General features: G+C 39.7%; 17 protein-coding genes. 16 read left to right on the top strand and 1 reads right to left on the bottom strand.

All coding sequences use genetic code 11. The features are described from left to right. Positions 1-8 precede the first annotated feature (8 nt). The 8 genes from MKY49_RS15515 (at position 9) to MKY49_RS15480 (ending at position 8,818) form a co-directional block, all read left to right on the top strand. Positions 9-1,364, top strand: a complete 1,356-nt coding sequence (locus MKY49_RS15515) for a chorismate-binding protein (RefSeq protein ID WP_341386617.1) — start codon at positions 9-11, stop codon at positions 1,362-1,364. Continuing rightward, positions 1,364-2,395: an anthranilate phosphoribosyltransferase gene (gene trpD / locus MKY49_RS15510; RefSeq protein ID WP_341386616.1), complete on the top strand. Its 1,032-nt coding sequence runs from the start codon at positions 1,364-1,366 to the stop codon at positions 2,393-2,395. The genes MKY49_RS15515 and trpD overlap by 1 nt, the downstream gene beginning before the upstream one ends. Then, positions 2,392-3,192 (top strand): indole-3-glycerol phosphate synthase TrpC, encoded by an 801-nt coding sequence (gene trpC / locus MKY49_RS15505; RefSeq protein WP_274793912.1) that lies wholly within the window; start codon positions 2,392-2,394, stop codon positions 3,190-3,192. Before trpD ends, trpC begins: the two co-directional genes overlap by 4 nt. Beyond that, the gene (locus tag MKY49_RS15500; RefSeq protein ID WP_322606420.1) at positions 3,179-3,793 is read left to right on the top strand and encodes a phosphoribosylanthranilate isomerase; all 615 of its coding nucleotides are present in this window, start codon (positions 3,179-3,181) and stop codon (positions 3,791-3,793) included. The genes trpC and MKY49_RS15500 overlap by 14 nt, the downstream gene beginning before the upstream one ends. Next, complete coding sequence (gene trpB / locus MKY49_RS15495) at positions 3,793-5,004, top strand: tryptophan synthase subunit beta (RefSeq protein WP_313470709.1); 1,212 nt, start codon at positions 3,793-3,795, stop codon at positions 5,002-5,004. Before MKY49_RS15500 ends, trpB begins: the two co-directional genes overlap by 1 nt. Further along, a complete protein-coding gene (gene trpA / locus MKY49_RS15490; protein ID WP_341386615.1) occupies positions 5,001-5,792 on the top strand; it encodes a tryptophan synthase subunit alpha in 792 nt (263 codons plus the stop codon). The genes trpB and trpA overlap by 4 nt, the downstream gene beginning before the upstream one ends. A 160-nt stretch (positions 5,793-5,952) precedes the next feature. Further along, on the top strand, positions 5,953-8,274 hold the full coding sequence (gene recJ / locus MKY49_RS15485; RefSeq protein WP_341386614.1) for a single-stranded-DNA-specific exonuclease RecJ: 2,322 nt from the start codon (positions 5,953-5,955) through the stop codon (positions 8,272-8,274). Between the two features lie 31 nt (positions 8,275-8,305). After that, positions 8,306-8,818, top strand: coding sequence for an adenine phosphoribosyltransferase (locus MKY49_RS15480; protein ID WP_274793907.1), 513 nt, complete (start codon positions 8,306-8,308; stop codon positions 8,816-8,818). 42 nt (positions 8,819-8,860) lie between these two features. Here the strand turns inward: MKY49_RS15480 and MKY49_RS15475 are convergent, their stop codons facing one another. Further along, on the bottom strand, positions 8,861-9,319 hold the full coding sequence (locus MKY49_RS15475; protein ID WP_274793906.1) for a MarR family winged helix-turn-helix transcriptional regulator: 459 nt from the start codon (positions 9,317-9,319) through the stop codon (positions 8,861-8,863). 376 nt (positions 9,320-9,695) lie between these two features. Here MKY49_RS15475 and MKY49_RS15470 point away from each other — a divergent pair, with 376 nt between their 5' ends. The 8 genes from MKY49_RS15470 (at position 9,696) to MKY49_RS15435 (ending at position 19,178) form a co-directional block, all read left to right on the top strand. Further along, positions 9,696-10,946: an MFS transporter gene (locus MKY49_RS15470; RefSeq protein ID WP_341386613.1), complete on the top strand. Its 1,251-nt coding sequence runs from the start codon at positions 9,696-9,698 to the stop codon at positions 10,944-10,946. A gap of 110 nt (positions 10,947-11,056) precedes the next feature. After that, the gene (locus MKY49_RS15465) at positions 11,057-12,148 is read left to right on the top strand and encodes a carbohydrate kinase (protein WP_274793904.1); all 1,092 of its coding nucleotides are present in this window, start codon (positions 11,057-11,059) and stop codon (positions 12,146-12,148) included. A 4-nt stretch (positions 12,149-12,152) separates the two neighbouring features. Next, complete coding sequence (locus MKY49_RS15460; protein WP_274793903.1) at positions 12,153-13,067, top strand: pseudouridine-5'-phosphate glycosidase; 915 nt, start codon at positions 12,153-12,155, stop codon at positions 13,065-13,067. 206 nt (positions 13,068-13,273) lie between these two features. Next, on the top strand, positions 13,274-15,469 hold the full coding sequence (locus MKY49_RS15455; RefSeq protein ID WP_274793902.1) for a RelA/SpoT family protein: 2,196 nt from the start codon (positions 13,274-13,276) through the stop codon (positions 15,467-15,469). Positions 15,470-15,504: 35 nt separating this feature from the next. Then, entirely contained in the window at positions 15,505-15,945 is a 441-nt protein-coding gene (gene dtd, locus MKY49_RS15450; RefSeq protein WP_274793901.1) for a D-aminoacyl-tRNA deacylase, read from the top strand. 70 nt (positions 15,946-16,015) lie between these two features. Further along, entirely contained in the window at positions 16,016-16,231 is a 216-nt protein-coding gene (locus tag MKY49_RS15445; protein WP_274793899.1) for a DUF2642 domain-containing protein, read from the top strand. A 113-nt stretch (positions 16,232-16,344) separates the two neighbouring features. Beyond that, complete coding sequence (locus tag MKY49_RS15440; RefSeq protein ID WP_341386610.1) at positions 16,345-17,652, top strand: MarR family transcriptional regulator; 1,308 nt, start codon at positions 16,345-16,347, stop codon at positions 17,650-17,652. Between the two features lie 119 nt (positions 17,653-17,771). Then, the gene (locus MKY49_RS15435; protein ID WP_274793897.1) at positions 17,772-19,178 is read left to right on the top strand and encodes a YfcC family protein; all 1,407 of its coding nucleotides are present in this window, start codon (positions 17,772-17,774) and stop codon (positions 19,176-19,178) included. Positions 19,179-19,182: the final 4 nt, after the last annotated feature.

Here is a 19,182-nt window from a genome sequence, read left to right as displayed (position 1 = left end):
TAATAGCTATGCAAACAATGAGTTCTAGGACAAAAATGAAAACCATTAATGGCGATTCTTTAACACCTATTTTGATTTTTAGAAGGTTACAGGGTACACATAAATTTTTGCTGGAGAGCTCCTCCCAGCATGAGGGAGCAGGAAGATTTTCATTTATTGGAGCGAATCCAAGAAAGACTTATAAAGGAATGGGCCAAGAAATTCAGGAGATTTCCCATGAAACTGGAAAAACATATGTGCATAAAGGAAACCTCTTTGTCCTACTTAAACGACTAATGCCACGCATTACCAATACGACACAATTTCCATTCTCTGGTGGGGCTGTTGGTTTTATAGGTCATAGTGGAACAAAGGTGTTCAACGACAATCAAGTAGAAATGCTTGAGGCCCATTTTCATGTTTATGAAACAATTATTGTGTTTGATCATCTAACAGATGAAGTGACATTAATTCATACAAATATTGATGCGGAAAAACAACAACCTAGTTTGGAAGAATTGGCACAACAATTGTTAAACGGACATGTAAGTGATGAAGCAACTTCTCGGTATCATGGACTCGATAGGATGTCTTATGTACAATTCGCAAAAGATTTACAGACAATACAAGAAAGTTTAACTAATGATATCTCACGGGTTGTACTGCCCAAGCAATATGTAGCAAACTTTCAGGGGCATGCGTTTACCTTATACCGACAGCTACGTAAAATGAAGCCAGCAGCCTATATGTATTATATAGAATTCGATGATTATGTTGTATTAGGAACTTCCCCTGAAAGTCTGATACGTGTCAAAGGAGATAAAGTCATTGCAACGCCTATGGAGGGGACATATCCACGAGGGGAGACAAAAAGTGAAGACCTAGAAAATGAGCGCAAATTATACGATCATTCGGACATTAGAAAATCACATGCGCTTCTTGTTCGTACAGTTCAACAAGATTTACAGTCTGTTTGCTTCAGAGACTCTGTTCAAATTATTGATGCCATGCGTATTGAGGAATCGAAACAGGCATTGCATATGACATCAACGGTGGAGGGGCAGCTTTTACCTATGCTTCATGCGCTTGACGTATTAGCAGCAACATTGCCAACATTTTCGACTGTGGGATTTCCAAATGAACAGATGGCACGATCTATTAAAAGAAGGTCCAATTTTGGTGGAGCTTTAGGCTTTATTGGATTTAATGGACATTTAGATTTTGCCTTAACAGGACAGTCCATTGTAGTTGATCATGAATCCATGAATATGCAAACGACCATCACCGTGACGAAATATACAGACGTGCAGAAAGTATTAGATCGAGTGAAAGAGGAACAAGAGGCATTTTTACAGTTACTGACGAACAATGGAGGGCAAGATTAATGGAACAATTACAACAAAAAGTGTTGCAAGGCGAACACTTAATGTATGAGGAAATGCTGAAGGCGGCACAATGGTTATTTGATGATCAGACACCTAAAGACCAAATGGCATGCTTTTTAACAGCTTTATCAGTAAAGGGAGAAACGGCGCATGAGGTAGCAGCATTAGCAACAATTATGCGGTCTTTTGCACGTGAGGTAGCCATACAAGCTAGTGGCTATATGGATAATTGCGGTACTGGCGGTGATGGACTTCATACTTTTAATATCAGTACAGCTTCCGCTTTTGTACTAGCTGGAGCAGGCGTCAAAATAGCCAAGCATGGAAACCGCAAAATATCATCTTCCTCGGGCAGTTCCGATGTATTGGAGGCATTAGGTATTCATACAGCTATTTCTATTCCGCAAACTATTGAGTTATTGGAGAAAGAAGGAATCGCCTTTCTCTATGCGCCAAATGTTCATCCAAAATTAAAGCGGATTGGGGAGGTTCGCCGTTCAATAGGGAAACCAACAATCTTTAATCTTGTTGGACCTTTAACAAATCCAGTCCCATTGTCAACACAGTTCACGGGAATTAACCGACCTAATTTTGTAATGGAATATGCTTCTGTTTTACAAATGCTTGGGCGTGAACGAGCCATTGTCGTATCAGGACCACAAGGCTTAGATGAAGCTTCGTTAGCGGGTCAAAATACGCTAGTTTTAGTAGATAAAGGGGATTTAATTCCTTTTTCCTTAACAGCAGAAGATGTTGGTCTCCCATTTGCACCGTTAGAGGCAATCAGAGGTGGCAATGCAGATGAAAATGCTGTACTCATGAGAAAACTATTAGCTGGGGAGCAGAGTGCCTATTTAGATACTGTGTTATTCAATACAGGTATTGGCTTATTTGGCTATGGTCAAGCAGTAACGATTAAAGAAGGGGTAGCCATGGCAAAGGAAAGTATTTTTAGTGGGCGAGCACTTCAAAAATTGGAAGCGGTAGTTACCTTTAGCGAGCAAATAAAAAAAGTGGAGGTAGGTTTATGAATATACTTAACAAAATTCTACAGCAAAAGAGGATAGAAGTAGATGCTTTATTAGAGCAACCTGATCCTCTAGCAAGTTATACAGAAAAGACACGTCCATCGTTATTTGATTCGCTACGACAGGCGAATACGTTACAAGTCATTGCTGAAATGAAACGTGCTTCTCCTTCCAAGGGGCTAATTGCAGAAGGGGCAAATCCAGTTGCCCAAGGACAAATCTATGCACAAGCAGGAGCAGCCGCCATTTCTGTCTTAACCGATAAAGAATTTTTCAAAGGCTCTTTTGACGATTTAGCAGCGGTTGCTAGTGTTGTGAATATCCCTCTACTATGTAAGGATTTCATGATTGATAGGGTGCAGATTCGATTTGCGAAGGCAGCAGGAGCATCCATTATTTTATTAATTGTAGCTGCTTTGACGGACGAATCCTTACGAGATTTATATAGCTACGCAACGGGGTTAGGCTTAGAGGTTTTAGTGGAAGTGCACGATAGAGAGGAGCTCGACCGTGCACTTGCAGTAGATGCAAAGTTGATTGGTGTTAATAATCGAGATTTACGCACGTTTGAGGTCAGTTTACAACGTACACAAGAAATTGCTGACGCTTTTCCATTTAATGAAAACCGTGTATTAATAAGTGAAAGCGGTATTTGGTCACAGGAAGATGCACAACAAGTAGCAGCCATGGGGGCTAGTGGAATTCTTGTAGGGGAGGCATTAATGCGCAGTGGAGATGCTGGGCAGGCACTACAATGTTTTCAAGTACGAAAGGAGGGGCTTCTGTATGACAAAAGTTAAAATCTGTGGATTGCAAAAACAAGAACATGTCATAACAGCTATTCAGGCTGGTGCAGATGCCATTGGTTTTGTTTTCGCACCGAGCAAACGTCGCGTAACTATTGAGCAAGCTCAGCTTTTAGCGAACGAAGTACCTCAAGGGGTATTAAAAATTGGTGTCTTTGTCAATCCGTCTGCAGCTGAACTAAAGGAAGCGGTAGAACGTGTGTCATTAGACTATGTGCAATATCATGGAGAAGAAACGCCAGCATTTATTCAAGAACAAGGTTATCCAGCTATTAAGGCATTGTCGGTACGAGGCAAAGAGGATATTCAAGCTGCAGCTGATTATCAGGTAGATTATTATTTATTCGATGCACCTGGGACAGATTTTAAAGGTGGCAGTGGCCATACTTTTGACTGGAGCCTACTGGAGGAGGTAGGTATCCCACGAGAAAAATTACTATTAGCTGGTGGTCTCAACGTGGACAATATTGAAGAGGCCATCACAACGGTAGCCCCTTTTATGGTGGATGTTTCGAGTGGTGTGGAAACAGATGGAATGAAGAATTCTGCAAAAATACAGGAATTTTTAAAGACAGTAAAGAGGGGGATCATCTAATGGGGATTTCAATTGCAAATAGTGTACCGACAAAGGAAGGACGTTTCGGCCGATTTGGTGGTCAGTTTGTGCCAGAAACTTTAATGACCGCATTACTAGAATTAGAAACCGCCTATGATGATGCATTAAAAGATGCAACGTTTACAGAGGAGCTTACCTATTATTTACAGGAGTATGTTGGACGAGAAACCCCTCTCTATTATGCTGAAAATTTAACGAAGGAGCTAGGTGGCGCAAAGGTCTATTTAAAGCGTGAAGATTTAAACCATACAGGGGCTCATAAAATAAACAATGCCATAGGGCAAGCGCTACTTGCTAAACGTATGGGTAAAAAGAAAATTGTTGCCGAAACAGGTGCAGGACAGCATGGGGTGGCAACTGCTACTGCTTGTGCCTTACTAAATCTAGAATGTGTTGTTTTTATGGGGGCAGAGGATATCAAACGCCAACAGCTAAATGTGTTTCGCATGGAGCTTCTTGGCACGAAGGTCGAGTCGGTGGAAAGTGGTTCTAAAACCTTAAAGGATGCGGTGAATGCAGCATTGCGCTATTGGGTGACAAATGTTGAGGATACGCATTATATTTTAGGTTCTGCATTAGGCCCTCATCCATTTCCTAAAATTGTTCGGGATTTCCAGCGTGTAATCGGCGTTGAAACAAGAAAGCAAATTTTGCAAAAAGAGGGACGTTTACCAGATGCAGTAGTTGCTTGTATTGGCGGTGGCAGTAATGCTATAGGTATGTTTCATCCATTCGTTGATGATGAATCAGTAGCCTTATATGGTGTTGAGGCGGCAGGGAGTGGTCTTGATACTGGAAAGCATGCAGCGGCCATTGCCGGTGGACAGCTAGGGGTGTTACATGGTGCTTATATGTATTTATTACAGGATGAAAATGGCTTTGTTCAAGAAGCACATTCTATTTCAGCCGGATTGGATTATCCAGGGAAAGGGCCCGAACATTGTTATTTACATGATATTGGCCGAGCTCAATTTGACTCCATTACAGATGATGAGGCACTAGAGGGCTTGCAATTGTTAAGTCGAACAGAGGGCATTCTTCCTGCACTTGAAAGTTCCCACGCCATTGCTTATACAGCAAAGCTTGCTAAGACAATGCCGAAGGATTCTATTATAGTTGTATGCTTATCTGGTCGTGGAGATAAAGATGTTCACACAGTTCGAGCGGTACTAGGAGGGGATGCTAAATGACGACACTAAAACAAGCAATTGAACAAACAAAGGCTACAGGAAATAAAGCTTTTATCCCCTATATGATGGCAGGTGATGGGGGGCTAGAAACAATCAAGCCGACGATTTTAACTTTTCAACAGCTCGGTGTGACAGCGATCGAAGTAGGTATTCCCTTTACAGATCCTGTAGCGGATGGACCGGCGATTGAGCGTGCAGGAGAACGCGCACTGGCAGCTGGTGTGACATTAAGGAAAGTGTTGCAAACGCTCGCTTCATTTAGAGAGGAGATAACGGTGCCTCTAGTGGTCATGACTTATTTCAATCCAGTGTTAGCTTATGGCTTAGAGACCTTTGCCAAAGACTGTGTAGCAGCAGGAGTAAAAGGGTTAATTGTACCAGATGTCCCATTAGAAGAAAGTGCACTGCTACGTGAAACATTAAACCCTCATCGTATTGATGTGATTCAACTCGTTTCTTTAACTAGCCCTCCAGATCGAATTGCCCGTATTGCAGCTGCTAGTCAGGGCTTTGTTTATGCAGTAACCGTTAATGGTATTACGGGAGCAAGGTCTCATTTTGCTAATAATTTAGAACATCATTTTGCAGGTCTACGTCAGGCAAGTCCAATCCCAGTGCTGGCGGGCTTTGGTATTTCGACACCTGAGCACGTCAAAAAGATGGGGGCATTAGGGGATGGGGTTATTGTCGGGAGCGCCATTGTAACGGCCCTGCATGAAGGAGATATAGCAACAGTGGAAGCATTAATAGCTGCTTCTAAAGGTATACTAGCGAAGTCTACTCTTTAAAAGAGTAGGCTTTTTGCTTGGGAGTGAATATTTAATTTGAAGCATAGTTAAGGAAAAGTGATGGATCTACATCTCGAATGGATGGTAAAACTATCAATCTAATGGATAGTGCGTAACCAATCGAATTTCGGTATAATAGCTTTCGTAAGGAAGTGAGAAGATGATCCTATCGAAAAAAAGATGGCAGGTGGAGCGTCCAGATGCCACACTTGTCCAAACATTACAAAATGACTTACAACTTTCTGCGATTGCAGCAAAAATTTTAGCAGCACGTGGCTGTGAAACAACCGCTGACGCAGAAAGCTTATTAAATATGACCGAAGCAAATATTCATGATCCATTTCTCATGCATGGCATGGCTGAAGCGGTGGCGCGAATTGAGCAAGCACTAGAAAATGGTGAGAAAATATTAGTCTATGGCGATTACGATGCGGATGGTGTGACAAGTACGACTGTCATGCTAAATGTGTTATTGGATCTTGGTGCCGATGTATCTTTTAAAATCCCAAATCGTTTTATCCATGGGTATGGACCACATGAGGCTCTATTTCGAGAAGCCTATGAAGAAGGGGTACAATTAATCATTACAGTGGATAATGGGATCTCAGGAATTGAACCTATCCGAGTAGCGAAAGAGCTTGGCATGGATGTTATTGTGACTGATCACCATGAACCTGGGGAGGAGCTACCGCCAGCAGATATTATTCTTCACCCGCGATTACCAGAAGGGCATTATCCGTTCGGAGAGTTAGCTGGAGTAGGTGTAGCCTTTAAGCTAGCACATGCTCTATATGGAGAGCTACCCATCCACTTAATTGAATTTGTTGCGATTGGCACTGTAGCAGATTTAGTGCCGCTAGTAGATGAAAATCGCTATCTGGTCAAACGGGGTATTCAGGAAATGCGTCGCTCCCTTAGTCCGTGGGTACAAGCAATGTGTGACATAGCGAGTACAGAGCAGGCAAAAATTTCTGAAGAAACGATTGGCTTTTATTTTGGCCCTCGATTAAATGCTGTTGGTCGACTCGGAGAAGCAGCTCCAGGAGTCGAGTTATTAATGGCTGAGGACAATGCCAAGGCAGCTGCGCTGGCAAAACAGTTAAATGCTTGCAATACAGAACGAAAAGATATTGTGAAAAGCATTACAGATGAAGCTATCGCCCTTATCGAAGCCGATGAAACGATTGGCAATTCCTTAGTTCTTGTTGTGGCAGGGGAAGGCTGGAATGCAGGGGTTGTGGGCATCGTTGCTTCTCGTCTTGTGGAGTTATATTACCGTCCAACCATTGTCCTTTCACTCGATCCTGATAAAGGGATAGCTAAAGGTTCCGCCCGAAGCATTGAAGGCTTCCATTTATATAACGAACTAGCAAAAAATCGGGATATTTTGCCTCACTTTGGTGGACATCCCATGGCAGCAGGAATGACCTTATCGTTAGAGCATGTTGATGAACTACGTAGACGTTTAGATGCTCAAGCAAGGGCCTGTTTAACAGAGGAGCACTTAACCCCTATTGTCCATATTGATATACCACTAAGTATTGATGAAATTTCAGCAGATGCTATCGAAGAAATTTCAGCACTTGGCCCATTTGGAACTGATTTTCCAAAGCCTATTTATGTACTGGAGGATGTAGAAATTTCATCCATGCGTAAAATTGGTGCATCAGAAAATCATATTAAAATGGAATTAACAAATGGCTATGACAAATTAGATAGTGTCGGTTTTAATAAAGGTCATTTACATGATGAGCTAACGTATGGCATCAAAGTTTCCTTTATAGGTGATTTACAAATTAACGAATGGCAAGGGCGAAAAAAAGCTCAATTTATGATTGAAGATGTCCAAACAACAGAATGGCAGCTATTTGATATCCGTGGAATCCGTCAAACAGCTCGTTGGCTTAATACAGTGCCGAAGGATGAGGCGATGTTTATAGCCTTTCGTCCTGAAACGATGACCTATTATCAGTCATTGATTGGTGTACCTATTACAGTAGTGGACCCTACACTTTCAAATGTTGATCAAAGTGATTATATTGTGCTTTTAGATTTGCCACAAAATGTTCAAAGATTAGAAGAAGTATTACAGAAAACGAAGCCTTCACGAATTTATGCGCACTTTTATATGCCAGATTCACAATATTTCAGTAGTTTACCTACACGAGAGCAATTTGCTTGGTTTTATAAATTCCTGAAAAATCGACCAGCATTTCCGCTTGATATGCACATAGCTGATTTAGCGAAGCATACAGGATGGCCATTAGATGCATTAAAATTTATGACACAGGTGTTTTTTGAGCTTGGTTTTGTTAAAATGGAGAGTGGACTGACGACTGTCAACGTGAATGCCCCAAAACAGGCACTAACAGAGGCACCGTCTTACAAACAACGTTCAGAACAGATTGAAATGGAGCAAAAGCTTGTCTACGCTCCTTATATAGAATTAAAACAATGGTTTGATGAACGAATACATGACTAGACGAAAAATGTTTCGTAGGAGGAGCAATAACATGGATTTAAAGCAATACGTCACTACGGTTGAAAACTGGCCGAAAGAGGGCATTATTTTCAGAGATATTACGACAATTATGGACAATGGAGCTGCATACAAATATGCAACAGATCAAATTGTAGAATACGCCAAAGAAGTAGGAGCTGAAATTGTAGTAGGTCCTGAGGCTCGTGGTTTTATTATCGGTTGCCCAGTTGCCTATGCACTTGAAATCGGCTTTGCCCCTGTTCGTAAACCTGGTAAATTACCACGTGAGGTCATTAGTGCTGACTATGGTCTTGAATATGGCAAAGATACATTAACAATGCATCATGATGCGATTAAGCCAGGTCAAAAAGTTTTAATCTGTGATGACTTACTAGCAACTGGTGGTACTGTGGAAGCAACAGTTCGCTTAGTAGAACAATTAGGTGGTCAGGTAGTAGGTTGTGCATTTTTAATCGAACTTTTAGAATTAAATGGTCGTGCTAAACTTGGCGATTTAAATATTAAAACACTTATTCAATACTAAGAGCAAGAAGAAAGCGCCCTAAAAACAATGGGGCGCTTTTTTTTATTCCTCCTCATAGGATTGGATGATTTTTTGCATTGTTCGCAATGTATCGTAGAAATCTGCATATTTTTCAATCCCGATATCCTCAATAATTCTATCTTGAATTGCTTGCCAAATGGGAGCAGCTTCATGCAACTTTTCTAACCCTTTTTCAGTAAGTGTAATCTGTTTCGTACGGGCATCGTTTGTGTCTCGCTTTAATTCCACATAGCCATGTTGCTTTAAGAGATTTATATTACGTGTCACCGTAGTTTGATCGAGTTGTAAAATTTCACCTAGACGGCTAATCGAGACAGCTTGCTGAAGGTCAATGTGTGCAAGCATTGAATATTGTGTTACCTTTAATCCAGTAGGCTGTAGCAGCTTATCATATAATTGTGTGACAGCCCTCGTTTTTTTTCGAAGGTTCGCACAAACACATATTTGCGTATAATCAATGTTTTTTAGTTGGTTCTTCATGGTCAGTACTCCTTTTAAGGGATTCTACTAATTGTAAGTATACACCTTAGAGGTGGAAATTACTTCTTGACAGCTATATGAGCGGCAGTTATTATCATTGTACATGTATATACATATAATTGGTAGGACATGAAAAAGAACCTATGGCAAAGGGGGCTGCGTCCTTTTCAGGGAGCCTACGATGTACCTTATGTCTAACGTTAGTTCACAAGGGTTTTCTTTAGCTTTCCAACTAGCGGGCTGAAGCGGCAAGTAAGTAGCATAGAATGGAAAGCCTTTTTCACCTATCCCATTAGAGAATGTTATTTTTTTTACTACCATAAAAACATGTATATACATGTTTTTAGTGCCACTCATATGAAAAGTAGGTGTTTGGATGAAGCGTGTTCATTATAGCTGGTTTATTTTAATTGTCACATTTTTTTCTATTATTGTGGCAGGTATTACATTGTCATCCTCTGGCGTTTTTATCAATCCTCTTGAAAAGGAATTTCAATGGGAACGGTCAACTATTGCCCTAGCCTTCGCCATAAGTCTATTTTTATATGGTATATCAGGGCCATTTATGGCGGCATTGCTTGAAGTTATTGGCTTAAAGAAAATGATGCTAAGCGCGATGGCTACGTTAATTGTAGGGATTACTTTGACATTTTTGATGAATCAATCATGGCAGTTAATTGTGATTTGGGGTGGCATCATCGGCCTTGGTGCAAGCCTTTTTCTAACGGTCCTTAGTCCCTATGTAGCTAATCATTGGTTTGTCAAACGCAGGGGATTAGCAGTTGGTATATTAACGGCTAGTACAGCTACAGGACAATTAATTCTACTACCAGTGCTAGCCATGATCATTGAACATTATTCTTGGCGCTGGGCAATGGGGTTAATTCTTCTTCTAAGTACGTTGATGTTCACCTTGATTGCTATTTTTATTAAAAATAAGCCTCAGGATGTGGGGCTAAACCCATATGGACAAGAGGAGTTTATTGAAGAACAGACAGTGCAGCAGAAGAAAAATCCGATTCATATTGCGTTTAACGGTTTACTAGAGGCGGTTAAGATTAAAGCCTTTTGGCTATTAGCAGGAAGCTTCTTTATATGTGGACTTTCAACGAGCGGCTTGATCGGGACTCATTTTGTTTCGTATTGTATTAGTTTTGGCGTTCCTTTAGTCACCGCTGCATCACTCTTATCATTTATGGGTGTGTTTAACTTACTAGGGACGACTGCCTCAGGCTGGCTATCAGATCGCTTCGATAATCGTTGGCTGTTATTTTGGTATTACTTGTTACGGGGAGCTTCTTTATTATTACTCCCTTATGCATTATCACAAGGTTCTGTTATTTTACTGACGATATTCACTATCTTTTATGGACTCGATTGGATTGCCACAGTACCACCAACGATCAGTATTACACGACAAATTTTTGGTATGCAAAAAAGTAGTATTATTTACGGATGGATATTTGCCTCACATCAAGCAGGAGCTGCTGTTGCTGCATATGGTGGTGGATTGATCTATCAATTTTTTAATTCCTATACATGGGCTTTTTTCCTTGCGGGTATATTCTGTGCCATGGCTAGCCTGTTCGTAATCATTGTCAAAAAACAAACACCACAGCATGTATAATAAACGAAAAAAGTTGAACCTCAAATAACGGGTTCAACTTTTTTTAAAATCCTTTGACATGAATCAAACAAAAGTTTATAATGTAAACAAATATAATAAAAGGTGATGCTATGAATGAAAGAGAACAGGCGGTGCTTGCTTTAATTCGCCAAAATCCGTTTATGTCTCAGCAAGAGATGGCAGATGCAATGAATCTTTCACGTCCAGTGCTTGCTAATTTAGTGTCTAGTTTAACAAAGCAAGGAAAAATTGTAGGTCGTGCATATATTTTACCCGAGGAAAATGAAATTATTTGCATCGGGGGAGCCAATTTAGACCGAAAATTCCACGTGAAAGGCAATGTTCAATTTGGGACATCTAACCCTGCTAGCTCTTCTTTTAGTGTTGGTGGTGTTGGTAGAAACATTGCTGAAAATTTAGGCAGATTAAACCATCAAGTGACATTGCTGACAACGGCTGGGAAAGATGCTGATTGGCAAGTCATCCAAGAAGCTTCGGAATCCTTTATGAACCTACGTTATGTGGAGCAGCTAGCAGAGGCTTCAACGGGTTCTTATACAGCTATTATGGATGAGCAAGGGGAGCTAGCATTAGCTGTAGCCAATATGGAAGTGTATGATCTACTAGTACCTAGCTTATTGAAAAAGCATGAAACAATGTTAGTCAACGCAGGCTGCTTTATTCTGGATTTAAATTGTCCAAAAGAAACAGTAGCCTATATCCAACAAGTAGCCGTTGCTCGTAATATCCCACTTGTCATTGTGCCGGTATCTTCACCGAAAATGAATCGACTACCTGAAACATTACAAGGAGTAACATGGTTTATTTGTAACACGGATGAAGCGGAAACAATTGTTGGACATAAAATTGAAAACGCTACCCATTATGAAAAAGCTTTACAACAGCTCCTGCAGCTAGGTGCCGAACATGTCATTATTACAGCAGGCAGCAAGGGTGTATATGCAGCATCTACTACCATTGCTCCAAGTCATTTTGCTGCCAAAGTGATAGAAAAAATTGAAGATGTTACAGGAGCAGGAGATGCCTTTGTCAGCGCAGTCATACATAGCTGGTTGACAGGACAATCCTTTGCGACAAGCATTGATGCTGGCTTAACAAATGCTAAAAATACTTTGGCATCTCCCTATACAGTAAGACCAGAATTATCCGTAGATTTGTTAACAAGTGAAATGGAGGAATAACAACATGAAAGAATTCATCGTATTATCAGAAGAAGTAAAAGCAGGACAAGCAAAAGGTCTACCAATCGTTGCATTAGAATCAACAATTATTTCACACGGTATGCCATACCCACAAAACGTGCAAACTGCGCGTGAGGTAGAGCAAATTATTCGTGATAACGGAGCAGTACCTGCAACAATTGCGTTAATTGATGGAAAAATTAAAATTGGTCTATCTGATGAAGAACTTGAAATGTTCGGGAATGCACAAGGTGTTGCAAAAGCATCTCGCCGTGATTTAGGTTACCTACTTGCAACGAAAAAATTAGGTGCTACTACAGTTGCAGCTACGATGATCTGTGCAGAGCTTGCAGGCATTGAAATCTTTGTTACTGGAGGTATTGGCGGTGTTCACCGTGGTGCTGAAACAACAATGGATATCTCTGCAGACTTAGAGGAATTAGCACAAACAAATGTTGCTGTTATCTGTGCAGGAGCAAAATCTATTTTAGATATCGGTCTTACACTAGAATACCTTGAAACAAAAGGTGTGCCTGTTGTAGGTTACGGAACAGATGAACTGCCAGCATTCTATACACGTCAAAGTGGCTTTGATGTAAACTTCCAATTGGATACGCCAGAAGAAATTGCTGCAATGCTATCTGCGAAATGGCAATTAGGATTAAAAGGCGGCGCTGTTATTGCAAATCCAATTCCTCAAGCTGAAGCATTAGAGCATACATTTATTACTAACATTATTGAAAAAGCTTTAGTAGAAGCTGAAGAAAATGGTATTCAAGGTAAAAACGTTACACCATTCTTACTAGGTAAAGTGAAAGAATTGACAGAAGGTAAAAGTCTTGATGCCAACATTGCATTAGTGAAAAACAATGCAGTAGTAGGCGCGAAAATTGCTGTAGCTTACAACCAATTACACTAATCCTCTTGTCGAAACAAGGACCCTTTGTGGCGCATATCGTCACAAGGGTCTTTTTTATTAAAAAAGAGATTATTTTTTCCATTTTTCAAGCTGTTCACGAGATTAACTAAACTAAATGATACAGTCTCTTTACAATAGACCATAATATTTTATACAATTAAGTTTATATCTAATCTGAAAAATTTGACGAGCAAGGTGGACATGTTATGGCGAAAGAGCAAATTTTGACTCCTGAGGACGTTTTTGAGTTAGTCAAATCCTACATGAATGATGAAAATGTCGCATTCGTGAAAAAAGCATATGAATTAGCAAGGGATGCTCATATTGAGCAATTCCGTAGCTCTGGTGAACCGTATATTATTCACCCAGTACAAGTAGCAGGTATTTTAGCTGAATTACAAATGGACCCGGAAACTGTAGCGGCAGGCTTTTTGCATGATGTTGTCGAAGATACAGATTTTACGCGGGATGATTTGGTACGGGAATTTGGCGAGGAAGTAGCAGTGCTAGTTGATGGTGTTACTAAACTGGGGAAAATTAAATATTTATCTAAAGAGGCGCAGCAAGCAGAGAATCATCGTAAAATGTTTGTAGCGATGGCACAGGATATCCGTGTCATCTTAATCAAGCTAGCAGACCGTCTTCATAATATGCGTACACTTAAGCATTTACCTGCTGAAAAGCAACGACGTATTTCCAAAGAGACATTAGAGATCTTTGCACCACTTGCACATCGCCTAGGAATTTCAACAGTCAAATGGGAGCTTGAAGATACAGCACTTCGCTATTTAAACCCACAGCAATATTATCGTATTGTCAGTTTGATGAAGAAAAAGCGTGATGAACGTGAGGCTTATTTAGAGAATGTCATGGCTGAGATGAAGTCACAGCTGAATGAGGTAGAAATCGAAGCAGATGTCTATGGTCGTCCAAAGCACATATATAGTATTTATCGAAAAATGGTGCTACAAAAGAAACAATTTAATGAAATTTATGATTTGCTAGCCATTCGTGTACTTGTAGATAGTATTAAAGATTGCTATGCCGTCTTAGGTATTGTGCATACATTATGGAAACCGATGCCAGGCCGTTTTAAAGATTATATTGCCATGCCAAAACAAAACCTGTATCAATCTTTGCATACAACTGTTATTGGACCCTATGGTGATCCACTAGAGGTGCAGATTCGCACAAAGGAAATGCACAAGATTGCAGAGTACGGGATTGCTGCACACTGGGCGTATAAAGAAGGCAAAAAGGTCGACCATCAAAAGCAAAATGTCGACCAAAAGCTAACATGGTTCCGTGAAATTTTAGAATTCCAAAATGAATCTTCCAACGCAGAAGAGTTTATGGAATCCTTAAAGTTTGATTTATTTTCCGATATGGTGTACGTCTTTACACCTGAGGGCGATGTCATTGAATTGCCAGCTGGTTCTGTGCCGATCGATTTCGCGTATCGTGTCCATTCTGAAGTCGGAAATCGTACGATTGGAGCCAAAATTAATGGGAAAATGGTACCTCTTGATACACCACTAAAAACGGGAGATATCATTGAAATTTTAACTTCTAAGCAATCCTTTGGCCCGAGCCGCGATTGGTTAAAGATAGCGCAATCCTCCCAGGCGAAAAATAAGATTAAGCAATTCTTTAAACGACATCTACGTGAAGAGAATATTATCAAAGGTAAAGAGATGATCGAAAAAGAAATCCGTGCACAGGATTTCGATTTAAAGGAAACAATGTCATCAGAAAACCTCAAACGAGTGTGTGATAAATTTAATTATACGAACGAAGAAGACTTGTATGCGGCAGTTGGTGTAAACGGTATAACAGCACAGCAAGTAGTCAATCGTTTAGCGGAAAAACGCCGTAAAGAGCGTGAGCAGGAAGAAGCTTTAGAGAAAATCGAACAAAAAATGAAAAATCCAATTCCGCAAAAACGTACGGAATCTGGTGTCATTGTAAAGGGCATTGATAATATGCTTATTCGACTTTCACGTTGTTGTACACCTGTTCCTGGAGATGAAATTGTAGGCTTTATCACAAAGGGGAGAGGTGTGTCTGTGCACCGTGCGGACTGTCCAAATATTCAAATCGAGGATGAGCAGGAGCGCTTAATTGAGGTGGAATGGGAGCATGGTGTCATTCCAGAGAAAAAAGAATATCCAGTCGATATCGAAGTATCAGCTTTCGATAGACCAGGTATTTTAAATGAGATCATGCAAATTGTTAGTGAAACAAAAACGAATATTTTAGCAGTCAGTGGTCGTGCTGATCGCGATAAGATGGCGACAATTCATTTAACTATTTCGATCTCAAATATTTCTCATTTGCATAAAGTTGTGGAACGAATTAAACAAACACCTGATATTTATTCGGTGCAACGGGTCATTAATTAATGGTAAGCAACAACATAGAATTGGGGTTTTAATGCATGAAAGTAGTATTACAGCGCAGTAAAGCTGCCTCTGTAACAGTAGACGGAGCTGTCACAGGAGCAATTGATAGTGGCTACGTTCTTCTAGTGGGTATTACACATGAAGATTCACAGGAGGATGTCCTTTATTTAGCGAAAAAAATAGCCAATTTACGCCTTTGGGAAGATGCTGATGGCAAAATGAACCATTCCATTTTAGAGCATGGAGGTGCTATTTTGTCCGTCTCACAATTTACGTTATATGGGGATGCCAAAAAAGGGAATCGACCAAGTTTCACAAGTGCAGCTAGACCAGAAGTAGCCGAACCGCTGTGGGAAGCTTTTAATCAAGCACTGCGAGAGCATGGCTTACATGTGGAAACAGGTGTTTTTGGTGCGATGATGGATGTTGCACTAATTAATGATGGTCCAGTCACAATACTTCTAGAATCAAAATAATGGTACATTTCCTATAATTCCTTCATATACTAAAGAGTATGGTTAGTTTTATAGGAAGGGGTGTCTACACATGGCACAGATGGGGAGTATATCCAATCCATATTTATACGAAACTTTTAAAATGATGATTGGTCAGGCAGTTGTCGTGCAAACAGAAAAAAATATTCAGCAAGGTATTTTATTATCCATACTACCTGACCATTTAATCCTAGAGATTAGTCGTACGCCTTACTTCATTCCAATGGAGGAGATTGTATGGGTAACGCTGGAAGCTACAAGAAAATAAGTATGTATGAACCTTCTCAACATAATAGTTGATAGAAGGTTCTTTTTTTATATATTTACGGTATAATGATTAAAATTATCGGAATATTGTGCGTATTAAAGGATCTGAGCATTTTGAAAACAATAGGGATTCTAGGTTCATTATTTTTCTGGAATAATATAAAAGAACATTTCACGTTGTTTCCACAAGTACAATTTATTCATTTTCCCTATACTTCACCAGATCAATGTGTAAATCTTTTTGATGAAGCTGCATCTTGTTCGGATATATTACTATTTGCTGGATCGATTCCCTATTATTACTGCTATGAAAAAATAAAAGCATCTCACATCCAAGCAGTGTTTATCCCTTTTGATGAATTGACACTAGCACTATCGTTATTATCCTTACAACATCATGAAAAGGTGGATTTATCCCAGCTATCGATCGATGTACCTAAGCAGAATAGTCTTCATCAGGTAATGATGGAAGCCGGTATTCCATCTACTGACGTCTATGTAAAAGATTACGAATGGGTTTATGATCAACCAGAAAAAATCACAAAGCTCAATGTGAATGATTTTATTCACTTTCATAAGGAATTATATAAAGCAGGGAAAACCACTTTAGCGCTTACTAGTTTACACGCAGTTTTTGTTGAGTTACAAAGATTAGGTATACCTTCGAAGTACATGGTTGAAAGCAAACAAACATTCATAATGACAATTAATTCAGCGCTTGAAGCTTATCAGCATACAATGTTGACTTCGTCGCAAATAGCTGTCGTTTCTATTTGTAGTAAACAAAAGTTGATGGATGAACAACAACTATTTGTAAAGTCGTTAGAAAATATTTGCAAGCGTTTTCAGGCAAGAATCACGCAAGCCCAACAGGAGCCTTATTTAATCATTTCTACTAGAGGGGTAATTGAACAACTTGATCCTGCTTATTTAAGATCATTAATTGAACAGTGTGAACGACAATTTAAAACCACTTTTACGATTGGCATTGGCTATGGATATTCATTACATGAAGCAGAAACTCATTCTTCCCAAGCTTTATTTTTCACGTCCAAATGGAGAGATGCATCGACCGTCATTTGTTTAGTAGATGCAGAGAATAAGTTACATGAACAATTATTTGAACATAATAATCAAATTGCATTAAGTAGCCATCATAAAGCCATTTTAGAGATGGCTGAAAAGGTGAAAATGAGTGCTAAAAATTTAAATGTTATGAAGCAATTTATCACAGTTACTAATAATCGCCCATTTTCAGCTACGGAATTAGCGCAATATATGAATCTGTCACGTCGATCTGCTGAACGCATTATTAATCGATTAATCGAGCATGATTACTTTAAGTTAGTAGGAGAGGAGCAACCTTATCATCAAGGCCGTCCGCGAAAGCTTTATAAGGCAACAAACTATTGGACATTCTGAAATAATAGAAAATTAATACTTTACAATAAATTTGAACTCATGTATATTTATTCTCAATTAACGACATATAACGACAACATTGTTCCGATGTCTAAATCTATGAAAAGGAGAGTGAATTTATGGAAAATGAACAGAATGTTAAAAAGAGAAGTTGGCTCAAAGTACCTCATACATATACCATTATTTTTGCTATTATTTTTTTAGCAGGTATTGCAAGCTATATTATTCCGGCGGGTGAGTTTGACCGTGTAGAGGATGAGGAAGGGCGAATGCTCGTTGTAGATGGAAGCTATCATCATATTGAGAGTGATCCAGTTTCATTTTTCGAAATGTTTACAGCGATTCCAATGGGGCTTGAAAAAGGAGCTCAAATTATTTTCTACATTTTCTTAGTCAGCGGTGTTTTTGGCATTATCCGTTCAACAGGTGCCATTGAAGCTGGTGTCTATAAAGGTGTAAAAGCGCTAGAGGGAAGAGAAAAATTACTCATTCCATTATCGATGATCTTGTTCTCTGTTGGCGGTTTTACAATGGGGATGGCAGAAGAAACAATTATTTTCGTACCGATTGGTGTAGCGATTGCTCGTGCAATGGGCTTTGATGCTGTAACAGGGACAGCTATGATTACTCTTGGTGCAGCTAGTGGATTTTTTGGAGGTATGCTTAATCCCTTTACAGTAGGTGTTGCGCAATCATTAGCAGATGTACCGCTATTTTCTGGAATAGGTTTCCGTGCAGTTGTCTATATTTTTGTTCTAGGTTTTGCCATATTTTATGTGTCTCGCTATGCTTTTAAAGTAAAAAAGAATCCACAAGCAAGTGTTATTTATGACATTGAGCAAAAGGCTAAATCTACTGTATCCGAAATTGACATTCCTACATTAACAGGTAAGCATAAATTTGTATTTATTGTGATGGCTTGCGGAATTGGCTTTAATATTTATGGTGTCTTTAATTGGGGCTGGTTCCTAACACAATTAACAGCATCCTTTTTAATTATGGGGTTAATTGCGGGGCTAATTGGCGGTTTAAAACCTGCGACTATTTTTGATTCCTTTATTGATGGGGCAAAAGCTGTAACGTTCGGTGCCTTAATTGTAGGCTTTGCCCGTGCAATCACGGTTGTGTTAGAGCAAGGAAAAATTATTGATACGATTGTTTATGCAGCATCAGAAACCATTGGCCATTTACCACATGCTATTAGCGCAATTGGCATGTTATTTATCCAAGCACTTTTGAATTTATTTATTTCATCAGGTAGTGGACAGGCAGCAGCCACAATGCCAATTATGATTCCAATTACTGATTTATTAGGATTGGAACGTCAAGTGGCTGTGTTAGCCTTTCAATATGGGGATTCCTTAACAAATTCTATCATTCCTACTTCATCTGCGCTAATGGCGTATTTAGCTGTAGCAGGTATCCCATATGAAAAGTGGATCAAATTTATTTGGAAGATGATACTTGGTTGGGCAGTGATTGCATGCCTTGCATTGATTGCTGCAGTAGCAATAGGGATCACTTAAAACG

It is taken from the genome of Lysinibacillus sp. FSL M8-0134 (assembly GCF_038069745.1).
GTDB lineage: Bacteria > Bacillota > Bacilli > Bacillales_A > Planococcaceae > Lysinibacillus > Lysinibacillus irui.
Note: the sequence above shows the minus strand (reverse complement) of the source record. Positions and strands in the feature narration are given on the sequence as shown.